This window comes from Lactococcus sp. LG1074 (assembly GCF_017309525.1).
In the GTDB taxonomy this organism is placed as follows: Bacteria; Bacillota; Bacilli; order Lactobacillales; family Streptococcaceae; genus Lactococcus; species Lactococcus petauri.
Genome location: NZ_CP071293.1, coordinates 1,777,300 through 1,792,341 on the forward strand (window position 1 = coordinate 1,777,300; position 15,042 = coordinate 1,792,341).

General features: G+C 37.2%; 13 protein-coding genes and 2 pseudogenes. 3 read left to right on the forward strand and 12 right to left on the reverse strand.

The window, feature by feature from the left end; genetic code table 11:
- Nucleotides 1–75: 75 nt before the first annotated feature.
- A complete protein-coding gene (locus tag J0J36_RS08870; protein ID WP_019291815.1) occupies nucleotides 76–510 on the reverse strand; it encodes a SprT family protein in 435 nt (144 codons plus the stop codon).
- On the reverse strand, nucleotides 491–2,623 hold the full coding sequence (locus J0J36_RS08875; protein WP_019291816.1) for a Tex family protein: 2,133 nt from the start codon (nucleotides 2,621–2,623) through the stop codon (nucleotides 491–493). The genes J0J36_RS08870 and J0J36_RS08875 overlap by 20 nt, the downstream gene beginning before the upstream one ends.
- A 96-nt stretch (nucleotides 2,624–2,719) precedes the next feature.
- On the opposite strand from J0J36_RS08875, the gene J0J36_RS08880 reads away from it, so the two are divergent.
- Nucleotides 2,720–3,331 carry a nitroreductase family protein gene (locus tag J0J36_RS08880; protein ID WP_019291817.1) on the forward strand — a complete coding sequence of 204 codons (612 nt, stop codon included), beginning with the start codon at nucleotides 2,720–2,722 and terminating at the stop codon, nucleotides 3,329–3,331.
- Nucleotides 3,332–3,398: 67 nt separating this feature from the next.
- On the opposite strand, the gene J0J36_RS08885 is transcribed toward J0J36_RS08880, so the two are convergent.
- The 6 genes and pseudogenes from J0J36_RS08885 to J0J36_RS08910 all read right to left on the reverse strand — a co-directional run bounded on the left by J0J36_RS08885 (nucleotide 3,399) and on the right by J0J36_RS08910 (nucleotide 8,313).
- Nucleotides 3,399–4,367, reverse strand: a complete 969-nt coding sequence (locus J0J36_RS08885; RefSeq protein ID WP_019335393.1) for a serine hydrolase — start codon at nucleotides 4,365–4,367, stop codon at nucleotides 3,399–3,401.
- Complete coding sequence (gene murQ / locus J0J36_RS08890; protein WP_370569102.1) at nucleotides 4,345–5,199, reverse strand: N-acetylmuramic acid 6-phosphate etherase; 855 nt, start codon at nucleotides 5,197–5,199, stop codon at nucleotides 4,345–4,347. Before murQ ends, J0J36_RS08885 begins: the two co-directional genes overlap by 23 nt.
- A 60-nt stretch (nucleotides 5,200–5,259) precedes the next feature.
- A complete protein-coding gene (locus tag J0J36_RS08895) occupies nucleotides 5,260–6,108 on the reverse strand; it encodes a MurR/RpiR family transcriptional regulator (protein WP_153925406.1) in 849 nt (282 codons plus the stop codon).
- A gap of 15 nt (nucleotides 6,109–6,123) precedes the next feature.
- Complete coding sequence (locus J0J36_RS08900; protein ID WP_019291821.1) at nucleotides 6,124–6,603, reverse strand: PTS sugar transporter subunit IIB; 480 nt, start codon at nucleotides 6,601–6,603, stop codon at nucleotides 6,124–6,126.
- A gap of 38 nt (nucleotides 6,604–6,641) precedes the next feature.
- A complete protein-coding gene (locus J0J36_RS08905) occupies nucleotides 6,642–7,478 on the reverse strand; it encodes a PTS system mannose/fructose/sorbose family transporter subunit IID (RefSeq protein WP_019291822.1) in 837 nt (278 codons plus the stop codon).
- Nucleotides 7,471–8,313, reverse strand: a pseudogene (locus J0J36_RS08910) (PTS mannose/fructose/sorbose/N-acetylgalactosamine transporter subunit IIC). The gene J0J36_RS08905 and the pseudogene J0J36_RS08910 overlap by 8 nt, the downstream one beginning before the upstream one ends.
- 148 nt (nucleotides 8,314–8,461) lie before the next feature.
- On the opposite strand from J0J36_RS08910, the gene J0J36_RS08915 reads away from it, so the two are divergent.
- Entirely contained in the window at nucleotides 8,462–9,235 is a 774-nt protein-coding gene (locus J0J36_RS08915) for a sulfite exporter TauE/SafE family protein (protein WP_019291824.1), read from the forward strand.
- A gap of 210 nt (nucleotides 9,236–9,445) precedes the next feature.
- Here the strand turns inward: J0J36_RS08915 and rpsD are convergent, their stop codons facing one another.
- From rpsD to J0J36_RS10620, 3 genes are all read right to left on the reverse strand, one after another.
- Nucleotides 9,446–10,057 (reverse strand): 30S ribosomal protein S4, encoded by a 612-nt coding sequence (rpsD, locus tag J0J36_RS08920; protein WP_003133217.1) that lies wholly within the window; start codon nucleotides 10,055–10,057, stop codon nucleotides 9,446–9,448.
- 492 nt (nucleotides 10,058–10,549) lie between these two features.
- The gene (locus tag J0J36_RS08925; protein ID WP_153925421.1) at nucleotides 10,550–11,869 is read right to left on the reverse strand and encodes an ISLre2 family transposase; all 1,320 of its coding nucleotides are present in this window, start codon (nucleotides 11,867–11,869) and stop codon (nucleotides 10,550–10,552) included.
- Between the two features lie 284 nt (nucleotides 11,870–12,153).
- Nucleotides 12,154–12,546, reverse strand: a complete 393-nt coding sequence (locus J0J36_RS10620) for an ArsC/Spx/MgsR family protein (RefSeq protein ID WP_242520618.1) — start codon at nucleotides 12,544–12,546, stop codon at nucleotides 12,154–12,156.
- An 82-nt stretch (nucleotides 12,547–12,628) separates the two neighbouring features.
- On the opposite strand from J0J36_RS10620, the pseudogene J0J36_RS08935 reads away from it, so the two are divergent.
- Nucleotides 12,629–13,786, forward strand: a pseudogene (locus J0J36_RS08935) (IS3 family transposase).
- A gap of 10 nt (nucleotides 13,787–13,796) precedes the next feature.
- On the opposite strand, the gene J0J36_RS08940 reads toward J0J36_RS08935, so the two are convergent.
- Nucleotides 13,797–14,876 (reverse strand): hypothetical protein, encoded by a 1,080-nt coding sequence (locus tag J0J36_RS08940; RefSeq protein ID WP_242520619.1) that lies wholly within the window; start codon nucleotides 14,874–14,876, stop codon nucleotides 13,797–13,799.
- Nucleotides 14,877–15,042: the final 166 nt, after the last annotated feature.

Here is a 15,042-nt window from a genome sequence, read left to right on the forward strand (position 1 = left end):
ATAAATCCTTCACTAACTAATACGAGAAAAAAACGAAATTAACACTAAAAAAAGCAAAGAAAAAAGAACAAGAAGTTATCCTTGTTCTTTTAGTTTGCCGCGGCATTTGCCACAGGCATATTTTTTTATATCAATTTTACGTTGACGTTGATAAATCTGATGACAGCTTTGACACACATAAGTATGTTTAGCCTCTCTTATTGATGGAGCATAACGTAACCCCCCTACTTGAGCAAGTAAATCCTTGAACTCCCTGTCTTTATGCTTATAACCTCGTTGCTGGTCATAGAGATGGTAATGAACCAGCTCATGGAGAATAATACCATCAAACTCTGCTCGATTTGCCATTTTAGGGTTAAAATCCAAATGCATATCCTTAGGAAAAAAGCGGCCTCCCGTACTGCGTAGACGACTATTCCACTGGGCAGTATGCAGAAATGGACGCGCAAATTTCTCTACAGAAAGTTGACGCACATGGTCTGTTAATTCCTCATTGTTCACGTGGCTCAACCAAAGTTAAATTAATCTTACCGCGCTCTTGGTCAATGGATTTTACCCAAACGGTTACGATTTGTCCGACAGAAACAACTTCATGAGGATTTTTCACAAAGTTTTTGCTCAGGTCAGAAACGTGAATCAATCCGTCATTTTTAATACCAATATCCACAAAGGCACCAAAATCGACAACGTTACGCACTGCTCCTTCAAGTTTTTGGCCCACACGTAAATCGCTCGCGGAAAGAACATCTTGGCGTAAGATTGGTGCATCAAAATTATCACGTAAATCACGTCCTGGCTTTGTCAAATCAGCAATAATATCTGTCAATGTTTCGCGACCAACACCAAGTTTTTCTGACATTTCGGCAATATTTACTTTTTTCAAAATTGCTGCGGAATTCGCATCAAGATCTGCTATATTAAGTGTTTCAAGTAATTTTTCGACCACTTGATACGACTCTGGATGGACTCCAGTGTTATCAAGGAAATTCTTTGCTTCAGGAATACGAAGGAAGCCTGCTGCCTGCTCAAAAGCTTTCGCCCCTAAACGTGGAACTTTTTTCAACTGCGCACGGCTTTTGAGAGCTCCATTTTCCTCACGAAACTTCACGACATTGTTGGCTAAGGTTTTGTTAAAACCAGCAACATGTGAAAGTAGTGCTGGACTTGCTGTATTTACATTGACACCAACTTGGTTGACGACCGTTTCAACAACAAAGTCCAAGTTTTCGGTAAGTTTCTTCTCTGCAACATCATGTTGATATTGTCCTACACCAATAGCTTTCGGTTCTATTTTCACCAACTCAGCCAAAGGATCTTGCAACCTTCTTGCAATGGAAATAGCCGAACGCTTTTCTACCGTCAGGTCCGGAAACTCTTCACGCGCCAACTCCGAAGCCGAGTAAACAGAAGCCCCAGATTCACTCACGATAACATAAAAGACATCAGAAAGACTGTTTTCTTTTAAGACTTCGGCAACAAAAGTTTCCGATTCACGACTGGCTGTTCCATTACCAATAGCTATCATATCGACCTTATATTTAGAGATTAGTGCTGCTAACTCCTTTTTCGCTTGGGCAATTTGACTCGCATTAGCAGGTTTTACGGGATAGATAACTGTCGTCGACAAAAGTTTACCTGTTGCATCAACAATGGCGAGCTTTGCTCCTGTACGATACGCGGGGTCAAAACCCATCACTGTACGCCCTTTAAGCGGTGCCACCAAGAGTAGGTTTTTCAAATTTTCACCAAATACTTCGATGGCTGCATCTTCAGCTTTTTCTGTTAATTCACCCCGTACTGCACGTTCCATCGCTGGAAGCAGCTTTTTCTTCACTGCTTCTTTTATGGCTAAACTCATATATTTGTTGTTTCGCGCAGCAAAACGATTTTCAAAAAAGCGTAAAATCTTATCTTCATTATGTTCAAATTTTACAGAAAGAACGCCCATCTTTTCACCACGATTCAAAGCAAGCACACGGTGGTTTGGAAGTTCAGAGATTTTCTCTGCAAATTCATAATATATTTGAAAGACTTTTTTCTCATCGAGGCTTTGCTCTTTCAGACGACTTTCTAAGAGGCTATTTTGTTTCACTTCGCTCAATAGCCAGCTCCGCAATTTAGCATCCTCAGAGATTGCCTCTGCCAGGATATCCATGGCCCCTTGAAGCGCTTTTGCTACTGTGGCGAAAGTTTCATTCGTATATTTCTCTGCTTCTTCTTCAAGACTTGGTGTATTTTTAACAATGAGTTGTGCAAGCGGGAAAAGACCGTTTTCTTTCGCCACTGTGGCTTTTGTACGACGTTTTTCTTTATAAGGAAGATAAAGGTCTTCAACTTCGGACAGCTTCTCAGCCGCTGCTATTTGAGCCTTAAGCGCATCCGTTAATTTGCCTTGCTCCTCAATCTTGGACAGCACTGCTGTTTTTCGATCCTTAAGTTTTGTTAGGCTATCATTTTCGTCAATAATTTTTTTGATTTCAACTTCATCTAAGCTACCCGTAACTTCTTTTCGATAACGGGCAATAAAAGGTACTGTGTTACCTTCTGCTGTCAGTTCAAGTACTTTTTGAACTTGTGAACTTTTAATATTTAGTAATTCAGCTATTTTTTGCGTATTTTCCATTCTTCCATTTTACCATATTATCACCATTTTCAATTCATGTGATTTCGATGTTTATTTGCTAAAATAGCTCTAGTAAAAAATTAGAAAGTGGAAGAAATGGAATATTTAGAATTAGCCCAAACACGCCATGCCGTCAAAAAGTTTGATAGGAAAAAAGTTCCTCTTGAAGAGATAAAAGGCATTATTAAAACTGCTCGTTTAGCCCCTTCAGGAATTAATATACAAAGTTGGCACTTTGTCGTTATTGATTCAGCTGAAGCCAAAGCCGCACTTTTAAAAGAAGTCAATCCTTCAAATCACGAACAGATTGAAACAGCAGGTGGCTTGATCATGATTTTTGCGGATAGTCAATATGCCGATCGCCTTAAACTTATTAGCGAGCGTGGCAGTGAAGAACTTTCAAGCCTTGACATTGAACGCTTTACTCAACGCTATCAAGCTTATGTCAATAGTTTTGATGCTGAATATCTCAATACCTATATGTCTATGACAACTGGCCTTGTCACAATGAACTTGCTCTATGCCATCTATGATAAAGGTTATAAGGCCAATGTTGTCCTTGGCTATAAACGCACAGAAAAAATCAATGAGATTCTCAACGTCGATAAAAAATACCGTCCAGAACTCATCATCCCTTTTGGAACTTCTGAGGAAACTGGCCAACCAAGCTTTCGTTTGGGGCTTGAGGATATTATGGAAATTCGGTAATAAAAAATCTGCATTTAAGCAGATTTTTTATTTTATCTCATAAAGCTAAAGTATCTTGGAATCTTTCCTAAATCTCACTTTCAAAAAATTTTTCTATTATATCTTGTCGAACACAAATATAACTCTTGTTTTCCCGATTAGGATATGTTCGATTACTCAGCACAACTAAAGCACGCATCTGTAAAAGATCTAAACATATCACACCTCCCGTAAAACCTGTATGATAGAGCTGCCCAGCACTACGAGAAAGCCAGCCTAGTGTCCGTCCCGAAACCTCAAATGTCTGTAAAGTCGTTAACAGCTCATCAGATAAAATATCCCCTGAAAAAACTGCTCTAACAAAAGTTTCTAAATCTCCAATCGTGCTGAAAAGTCCCGCATGACCTGCTTCTTTTTCCCAGAGATAGGCTTTCCCATCGTGAACAATACCTTTAATCTTACCTCGAGATAGCGTAATCTCTGTCGGTACAGCAGAACTTTCATCTGGAAAATAGGTCGTCGATACCATACCCAAAGGCTCAAAAACATGAGTGCGAAAACTCTCTTCAAGTCCACAACCGTCTATTTTTTCAATGATTTCTCCCAGGAGTAAATAACCAATGTCGGAGTAAATCGTGTGCCTTTCATTAGGCAAAGGGAGGTTAATTTTCTTCAAAAAGTTCCAAAAGAATTCCTGTGAAAAATCTGTTTTATCTGTAAAGTCAGCAGGAAAGCCTGCACGGTGCAAGAGAAGGTCTTCGATTGTTAATTTCAACTCTTCAAGCATAGGAAAAAACACGCCGATCGAATCTGAAAGAGATATTTCTTCGCGGTCTATAAGTTGAAGTATGCGCGTTGTTGTTCCGACAACTTTAGTCAGGCTAGCCAAGTCATAAAGGGACGATGAGGTGACTTTCTCAACATAATCTATTGTCCCACCATATACAGTTTGACTGTGTTGGTTTTCCATATAAAAAGCCGCAAAGCCAGGTGTATCTTCCCGAACTACTGCGGCTTCCAATATTTTAAAAATATCATTTGCTTTCTCGGATAACATTGGCGATATTTCCATCTTTTTCCTCAAGTAATTTTTTAGCTTCATCGCTTGAAATACTTAACTCCAGCATCAGAATTGCGACATTCACACGTTCTCCAGATTCATAAAAGACTTTTTCAGCTTCTTCAAAACTAACACCTGTTGCTTGAGAAACGATACGAATACCACGATTCACTAACTTCTCATTTGTCGCTTGGACGTTAATCATCAAATTCTGGTAAACCTTACCTGTCCTAGCCATAATTCCTGAAGAAATCATATTTAACACCATCTTCTGTGCAGTGCCTGACTTCATCCGTGTTGACCCTGTGATAACTTCAGGACCAACAGCAACATCTATCCCCACATCAGCTACTGTAGCCATTTCACTGTTTGGATTTGCAGATACTGAAATCGTCAGTGCGCCCACTTTTTTGCCATATTCCAACGCTGCCAAAACATAGGGTGTCCGGCCACTTGCAGATAACCCAATCAATATATCTTGAGGCGTTAGCTCAACTGCTTTTATATCAGCCAATCCTAGTTCACGAGAGTCTTCGGCACCTTCAATGGCCTTGTAAACTGCTTCGTCCCCTCCTGCGATAATTCCAAAAGCTCGTGTTGCGGGAACACTGTAAGTTGGTGTTAATTCAACACCATCCAAAAGTCCTAACCGGCCACTCGTTCCTGCCCCTATATAAATGATACGCCCGCCTGTCGCAAAACGTTCAGCAGCACGATCAATAGCTTGAGCAATTTCAGGTAATACAGTTGAAATCCCTGCTGCTACTTTCGCATCTTCATTGTTCATGATTTTAACCATTTCTAAAGTCGAAACTTGGTCTAAATTCATGGAATTCGGATTACGTCCTTCTGTAGATAAACTCTCAATTTTATTCAATTTTTTCTCACTTCATTTAATTTTTTTTATATTTTCAGCCGTTTTCTTCATACGCTTCGTCAATTTCGGTCCAATCATCTCTTCAATAACACCTAGATATAATACTGTGGCCACTTGAAAGGATGACTCAAAAGAAGCAATTGCGCCCACCCGTAACAGGTGCTCTGTTGTAGGTATCGCAATAACACCGCTCACACGTTTACTTATTTCATTAGACTGATTTTTAGTGACAATATAAGATTGAGCACCGCGTTCACGTGCAATATCCAAAGCAGCTAGAACTTCTTTTGTCTCTCCTGAATAAGAAAAACTTAAAACAACGTCTTGCTCATTGAGGTAAGCCAAATTTTCCATCACCATATGCCCATCCCAACTGTGCAAAGCCAGAAAACCAGCCCGGTTAAATTTGTGAGCCAAATCATAAGCAATAACTCCTGATGAACCTACACCAATAAGATAAATTCTCCTCGCTTTTTTCAAAGCAGAAATAGCCTCTTGTATCACTTTTTCATCTAGAAAATTAGCTGTATCCGAAACTGTCGTGGAGAGCATAACAGCAACCTTATCAATAATTGTTGATAAATCATCATTCTTTTGAACGATGGGATCAATCTCTATGATTTCGTTTGAAGCTATAGCATTAGAACTTTGCGCCATTGCAATTCTAAATGTATCCAAGCCTTCATAACCGAATTTACGAACAAATCTTGTAATCGCGGAAGCGGATGTATCCGACTGTGCTGCAATTTCAGCAATGCTCATCGTCAGAACATCAGGATGTCGCAAAAAAGTATCCGCCACCCTTTTTTGACTTTGGTTGAGCGCTTCATAATTTTGCTTGATTTCCATTCTGATATTCATAAATATTTCCTTTTTCTATTTATCATCAATCATACTCATAATGGAGGCATCACTTTCACCTGGTACCATACGAGCAGTAATTTTTGTTCCATTTTCTGTTAGTTCCTTGAGCTGTTCTATATCTTGGGGAGATAAAAAGACAGATTTTTTTACCTGAACAGAGTCTTCGCCTTGTTTCGAGATATTTCCCACATTAAATTCGTCCAGTAGTCCAGCATCAACTAAAGCTTTCATATCTCCAATTGTTTTTGTCAAAACAAAAACACGTTCATCACCAAAGCGATTTTCCTTAAAATTCACAATTGCACGGCGAATACTTGACACAGTTAACTTTTTCCCCGCTGGTTTTGCCAACTGCAATGCACCGAGAACCATCTCATCATTCCATGCACTATCATTTACTACATAGAGTCGTTCAGCATTCACTACATTTGACCAAACGGCAGCAACTTGACCATGAATCAAACGCTCATCTACTCTTGCATGTATAATCATTTTACTATTTCCCCATTCTTCTTTCAATTAAAATTCTACTAGTTAAAGAGGTTACCAACAGCATTTAACATAGGCTGTAAATTTCCTAAAATCATACCCAAAGCAATCAGGACAAAAATCAAGCGTGTAGAGTTCATCTTCTTTTTACCTAGAAGCCAGTAGCTAAGTCCGACAATTGCAAGTGGCACAAGCCCTGGTAGAATTTTATCCAACATTTCTTGCACATTCATTGTTACTTCGCCCATTTTATAGGAAAGTTCAAGTTTATAGGTAATCACAGAAGGAATTAAGCCCCCTACCACGGTCAAACCAAGGATAGCTGCTGCATCAGTCAAGACTTTCATTTGTGATGCAAAACCAACAGCAATTTTTTTACCTTGTGCATAACCAATCTGAAGGAATTTCCAGCGAACGACGAGTACAGCTAATCCAATAATCAAAGGAATAATTAAGCTAACAACTTGTCCTGCTTGAGCTAAGTAAGCCGCCATTGAGAAGACAACAGCACGGTAAATAGCAATAAAAAGCGTATCCCCGACACCAGCAAATGGTCCCATTAAACCCGTTTTAAGACCGATAACTGCTTCTTCATCTGTTTCATTGAGTTCTTCTTCCATAGCTATGTTCGCCCCAATAATCAGATGACTCATGGCTGGTGTTGTATTAAAGAACCCAATATGTGTTTTCAAGGCTTTAGCCATTTTTTCTTTATTGTTACCATAAAGGCGACGTAAAGCCGGCATAATTGTGTAGGCATAGCCTAAATCTTGCATACTTTCGTAATTCCACCCCCATTGGAAACCAAAGAGATTGCGAATGTAAACTTTTTTTAAATCTTTTTTTGTGATTTCTGGTTTATTATATTGTTCAGTCATTGAAGTTAACCTCCTCATCTACGTAGAGATTTTCTGATAAATCTGTTCCCGTAGCTGTAGCAGCTACAGGTTGTGGTGCTGCAGCTTCTTTCACTTTATTTTGTTGATTAATTACCGCGATACCAGCAAGTGCAAGTCCAATAAGGGCGACTCCAAGTACTGAAAAAGTCTCAGAAAAGTAAGCCATTAAGGCAAAACCGATGATAAAATAAGACCAATATTTTTTAATCGGGAGATAGTGAAGCAAAATTGCAATACCCATAGCAGGAAGGATTGCTCCTGCCGCTTTTAGTCCATTCATTACCCAAACAGGTATTGCTTCATTAATAAGATTAACGACATGATCACCGAAATAAAGACCAATAAATACTGGAATCATCCGTGATAATGTCCACGAAAATATTCCAAATACGTTGCTCATTTCCACACCACGAGCATTGCCGACTTCAGCAAATTTGGCTGCTCGCTTTTGCCAGAATAAATTAACCATACGACCCAAAATATCCATTTGTGTGAGCAAAAGTCCAATCGGAATAGCGATACCAATGCCGTATTCTACACCTTTACCTGAAAGAATGGCATAGGCTGTTCCCATAATAGCTCCGCTTAAAAAATCAGGAACAGTAGCCCCACCATAAGTTGCGACGCCAAGTGTCATCAACTGTAGCGTTGCACCGACCAGAAGTCCTGTTGTAAGATCTCCCATAACAACCCCTGTAAATGCAGCTGCAAAAAGTGGCGTGTAAGGACCGATTTAAATAGAAATCTGATCTAGTACACCAATGGCTGTATAGACCAGAAGAACAATGATGATTCCAATGGAAAGTGTATCCATATTTCCTCCTCCGCCTTCTTTTGAAAGCGTTTTTATATTTTAGATAATCCTATTGTAGCGAAAACGAAAATATTTGTCAATTATTTTAAAATAAAACACCAAACGAAATTAATTTTCGTTTGGTGTTTTTTTATGTTATACTGTTCGTATGAATATTTTACAATTTTTTCTCTATCCTTTTATCATTATCATAGCAAATGTGATTGGAGCAATCAGTGGCATGGGTGGTGGATTAATCATCAAACCCCTGCTGTCCCTACTTGGATTTCACTCACTGCCTGAAATCGTATTTTATTCTAGCGTGGCTGTCCTTGTTATGGCACTTTCTTCAACAGCGCGCCAAATTAAAAACGGCATCAAAATTAACGCTCGAAATGTTACTTTTTTGTCTATCGGTTCCGTGTTAGGCGGAATGCTCGGACAGCGGGTTTTGCAATTTTCTTTTAAAATTATTGGAAATGAAAATACAGGTCAACTCCAAGCTTTCCTACTAATTATTTTATTATCTGGCGTTTTACTCTTAGGACGATTAAACATTCAGTTTAATAAACAACTCAATACTCTTTATTTCTTATGTGGACTGTCTCTTGGAACCATATCTGTATTTCTAGGAATTGGGGGAGGTCCTTTCAATGTCGCTCTTCTTTTACTGATTTTCCCTCTAAAAATCAAAGAAGCAACGACCTACTCTATCGTTTCTATTTTGTTCTCACAAGTTTCAAATTTAGCTACAACTTTAATTTTTTCGAATGTATTTGCATATGATTTAAACATCTTATGGGTAATCATTCCTGCTGCATTTATTGGAGGACATCTTGGCGCATTACTTAGTGGAAAACTTAGTGATCGGAGTATTAACAGACTCTTTAATATCGTAGTTATCATGATAATGCTTATTACTCTAATACCAGTATTGTTTTAATAGCTCTATCAATTTCAGTATAATTAGGAATACTATTTCATAGCTAGACTAATTTAATTTTTCCTTTCCATATCAGTTCGATAAAAACACTGACAAACAGTGTTTTTTATTTTCATTAAGTATAACTGAACCTAAAGTTTATGAAGTAAATCTTAAACAAAAAAACTCTAAGTCAATCTGACTTAGAGTTATAACTCGTGTGAAACGAGATTACATCATTTTGTTGTAGAATTCGACGATAAGTGCTTCGTTGATTTCTGTGTTGATTTCATCGCGTTCTGGAAGACGAACGAGTGAACCTTCAAGTTTATCAGCATCGAATGATACGAAGTTTGGACGTCCTTTAGTTGCTTCAACAGCTTCAAGGATTGCAGGAACTTTCATAGATTTTTCACGAACTGAAATAACTTGACCAGGTGCTACGCGGTATGATGGAATATCAACGCGTTTACCATCAACGAGGATGTGACCGTGGTTTACGAATTGACGTGCTTGACGACGTGTAGTTGCAAGACCAAGACGGAATACAACGTTATCCAAACGTTGTTCAAGCAAAGTCATGAAGTTGAAACCAAGAGTTCCTTCTTTAACACGTGTAGCTGCTACAAACAAGTTACGGAATTGACGTTCAGAAACACCGTAAGTGAAACGGAGTTTTTGTTTTTCAGCCAATTGCAAACCGTATTCAGAAAGTTTTGAACGGTTGTTAGGGCCGTGTTGACCAGGTACGTAGTTACGACGTGCAAGTTCTTTACCAGAACCTGTAAGTGAGATGCCGAGACGGCGTGATTGTTTCCAAGATGGACCAGTATAACGTGACATGTTAATGTCTCCTTCAAATTTTTTTGAAGAATATTGACAGCCTCGAATTCGTGCATTTCACTTTCGCCTTACAGCTTCGGTTACTTCGTAACAAGGGAAATGTTGACGAGTTTTCTAGCTGACTGCTATATTCAACTTTACTATTTTAGCAAAATTATTAAAAACTGTCAACATGACAAGTGAATCAGTACGTGTCTATATTTTTCGTGCTCAAAAAAATATCAAAGTTTCTCTAACTAGAACAGAAAAAGACTGAAATCTGCTTTCTCCCTCGCAAATTTCAGCCTTGATTTTTTACTTCTTTTGGTGTAAAATAATCAAAGTCGATTATCGCAAGTGCAGTTTGCTTTAATCACGTGCCTCGAGTTGTCCGCTCGGGGCTTTTTTTCTTGATTTATTCTATACCTTAATTATACTAAAGTGCACACAAAAATGCAACCTTTTTAAGTACAAAGGCTGTTTTTTTATTACTTTTTTCTCTTTATGGATCGCTTAAAAATACCTTGCTCGTCCTGATTTATTGGCTTGCTTCACCTGTCTTATTCCAGATGAGCGATCTCCCCTTTTGAGAAAGTGTTGAACACTTAAACGTTCTAAATCTTTATATTTTTTATACTTTTCTCGCCAGTCTCCAAAGAAAAGATCATGAAGTTTACCTTCCGCTTTATCAAGAATCATTTGTCCCATGATAAGTGCACCCTCCACGGACCAATGTCGTGCTTGTTTTTTCATACGATATGACAGTTTCGTATGGTTACTTTCCATGATACCAATACCGGCAGAAGACAAACCACGGCTTTCTGGAGATTTCGTATAGGCAAAATTTCTTAATAACTTTCGAGAAAATGTCACAAAACTTTCCCCAAAGGATTCCTCTTTTTCAGGAATAAGTGCAGAGGCTCTATTCAATATCTCTTTTACGGCTTTCTTATCATGTTGTGCGATAGCCTGAAAAAGCCCTTCCTCAAAAGTTAAAGGAAAAGGTTTCATCATTTTTGAAATTTCTTTTCGAAGATGGTATTTGTCCCAAAAATGAACATGTTGGCAAGAAAAGGTTTTAACGATTTCATCAAACACATAAGGAGTATAGCCATGTCCCATATCTGAATTGGTAATGAGGAGTGTATCCTTTGTGATTTCATAATGATTGTACAGATAATCCATCACTTTTTCTCTGGCCGCTTTATTGCTGGTTGACCATATTTCATGGTGATGAACCGTTTTCTGACGCTTCCCATATTCTTTTTCAAGTCCCTCATGGATAAGAAAGTGTGAAAAATCTGTTTTCTTTTTCTTATCATTGGCTTCTGGGGTACTTAAAAGAAGACCGTCACCTTCTATATAAAGTACTTTAACCTCCTTCTTGATAAATTCTTCTTCGTCAAAAAAGCGATAATCTTCACGTTCTTTATAAAGTTGAGTCGCTAGTTTACGAGCCTTACACACCGTATCTTTACTGATATCCAGCTGAAGAAGTTCTTTGAAATGCGCAGCGGCTTTTCTACACGTTAAATCAACAGCTGTAACAGCTATTTTGTAAAGGAGTTCTTTAGAGTATCGGCTATAAGGCTCTAAACCAAGATATTCATCCACAGGATAACGGCGTTTTCCTTTTTTAACATAGCACCTTCTCACAAGGACAACTTCTCCAAAAGTGAACATGACACGCCGCTCTGCCGTTTCCTTATAAAACCAACCTTCTTTTTCTAATAGAGCCCCCTGTTCACGATCAACTTGTTTCATCTTTTTGATAAACTTTTGAATATACAGTTCTCTTATTTCTATTTGAAAAGTTTCTTCGCTAAATGACATTGTAATTCTCATTTCTAAAAATAATATCCCTATTATTATAGGCAGGAGATTTTTTTCATCAAAAAATTTTTGTTTCGCTTTTAATTTTTCATCTCTTCTTATAAGTTTTTATTTTTGTTAGTGTTTTTATTTTAGTAAAGGACAGATTTCCGACCGCTGGAAAACCCGAAGAGCGGAATTTCAGTCCTTCGGGTACCGAAAAACGGATTTCCGTTCTTCGGACAACAAAAAAGCAAAGTGCAGATTTTTGACCCACACTTTGCTTTTTTATCATCAAATACAAATTATTCCAATAGTACACTTTTCAATTTCATTCTGCGATAGCTTTGGGGAATAAATTGGCGTATCTCGTCGTCATTAAATCCTATCATTAATCTATGCGTATCAAAAATAAGGGGAAGTCGTAATAATTCTCGATGTTCTAAAAGAAAGGAAAGAGCTTCATTAAAACTCAATGCCTTACATTTTCTCAACAACTCCTCAGTCTGAGTATTCATTCTGATATTATTTTTCAAAATATCTGAAAAACCCTTTTCAGATAGAGACAGAATTTGAGAAAGGTCTTCTTTAGACAACTCTTTTATTTTTTTCATCTGGACTTCAATTCCAGTTTCTTCAAACCATCTCTTCGCTCGTTTACTCGATATATCACTTGTTCCATAATACAGAGTAATCATGACTTGGAGCTATACTATAAAAGTGGACAGAAAATTGTGTGTTATAATCTGTCTATTAAGACACAAAAATGAAAGGACTTTTATGTCAGGTTTTAAACGTTACGACGAGGAATTTAAGCAATCTCTCGTTAATCTCTACCAAACAGGTAAAACTCAATCCGAACTCTGTAAAGACTATGGTGTCTCCCCTTCTGCACTTGCAAAATGGATCAAGCAGTACTCTCAAGTTCGTCTTGAAGATAATACGGTCTTGACTGCTAAACAGATTCAAGAATTACAAAAAAGGAATGCCCAACTCGAAGAAGAAAATCTTATCTTAAAAAAAGCAAGTGCCATATTCATGCAAAACTCCAAGTGAGATTAAAAGCAGTCTATAGACTCCGATTTGAACACACGACAGTTATGCTCTGTCGTGTTTTACATGTCAATCGTTCCACCTACTATAACTTCATAAACAAGAAGCCCTCAAAACGTGAAATAGAAAATCAACGCTTGAGAAAATTACTCCTTGAGATTTATATGAAAGCCAAGAAAAGAATTGGAACGAGAGCTTTTAAAATCATTCTCCTGCGTGATTATGGCGTTAATATTTCTGAGGGGCGTATCTTAAGACTTCTCAAGTCTATGACACTCCCTAAAATGTCAACGATTAAACCTAGAGTTAAATCAAAACACTCTCCTGCATTTTCTTCTGATAATCTCCTTAAACAAGAATTTAATCCTAAGTCCCCGAATCAAGTATGGACAACTGATTTCACTTATATTTCTATAGGACATAGACGGCATGTTTATCTCTGCGCCATCCTTGACCTCTACTCTAGAAAATGTATTGCTTGGAAAGTAAGTGACAGGATTGATGCTAAACTTGCCTGTGACACATTAGGGATGGCTATAAATAAGAGGAAGCCTAAGGAACCAATCATTTTTCATTCGGATCAAGGTAGCCAATTTAAATCAGCTTCCTTTAGAAAAATATTAGATGAGCATCAATTGCTTGCTTCTTACTCCAAACCTGGATATCCTTATGATAATGCTGTCACTGAGGCCTTTTTCAAGTACCTCAAACAACGGGAAATAAACAGAAGAACTTATCACTCCATTCAAGAAGTTCAACTCTCTTGCTTTGAATACATCGAACAGTTTTATAACAACTATAATCCTCATTCCGCAAACAATGGTTTAACTCCAAATCAGAAAGAAGAAAACTATTTTAAGAAAATATAGCTCATTTTGTGTCTAAATATTTGACATTAGTCCAAGTTATCTTCACTTATTTTTTTAGGCACTTCACTATTAAAGGTGATATTGGAGGCTTGATACATAATCCTTGCTAAATCTAGGTGTATTACGACTAACATCATCAGAAAAATAAGTTTTATCGCTGTTGGCAATATGTTGATAAATAACTTTTCTCCTTTATTTTTACTCTCTTTTTTTCTCCGACCTAACTTTTCCACGACATAAACCAGCATCATCAACCAAATATAACTAAAGGATAGGAGTAGTCCAACATTTATCATAAAATTAACACAATAGATGCGTGAAATGCTTCCTAATAAATAGGTAAGTAAAGCAATGGATACAAAAATACAAGTTGCATACCCCTTGCCGATAAAGTTATTTATACTCGCTACGATAGAATAGCCATTTTGTCGTAAAATATGAATTTTTTTATGAACTGAAAAAATCCAAAAACTCAACATCACCGTAAAAAAGGTTATGCCAATCTTTAAATAGCTTGAAATATTGTAAATGTCCCTACCCGATGATAATTCATAACTTTCACTTTTTTCAAAATCTGCAAAATCTTTGTAAGTATAGTTCTCATCAAAAGCTTTGTTATAAGTATTTTTAATCTGCTCTACCGTATCTTTATATTTGTTTTTATCCTCTGTTTTTATAAAAACTTGCCACTCAAATTCATTTTTATTTTTTAAATTATCTATACCGTCTATAGTTAAGACTGATTTACTCAATGGAGGGCTGTACACGCTTTTTTGATGCGTCTGAGGTACATACAAGGTTATCTCTGCTTTTTCTAGGAACTTAAAATTGATCCCTTCTTTGATAAAGTACCCTTGGTCTACAACTTTATAGAGTGTAAATAATCCCTCCTGTTTTGAAATTTTTTCTATAATATCAATCGCGCTGTCGTTCTCTTTTTTATTCGTTATTTTTTTAGGTTTTTTTACAGGAGAATAACTATCCGTATATCTAAAAAAGTCTGTCACTTTATCTCTTGAATATTGCTCTACCTGAAAAATAAACATTCCAAATAAAATGCTGAGTAGAAGAATAGCAAGATTAAATTTTAAAATTCTTTTTTTCAAAAAAGCCTCATTTCAGTTAGTACTTTTATTCTCAAGGTCTGTTTTCTACTATTTTTTGATCTGTTCTGCAATGTTGACTTCACATCCTCCTATTCACAATAAATTTTATTCATGGCACACTATTATCCGTAAAAAAATATGAAATATAACAAAAAAAATCAAAAAA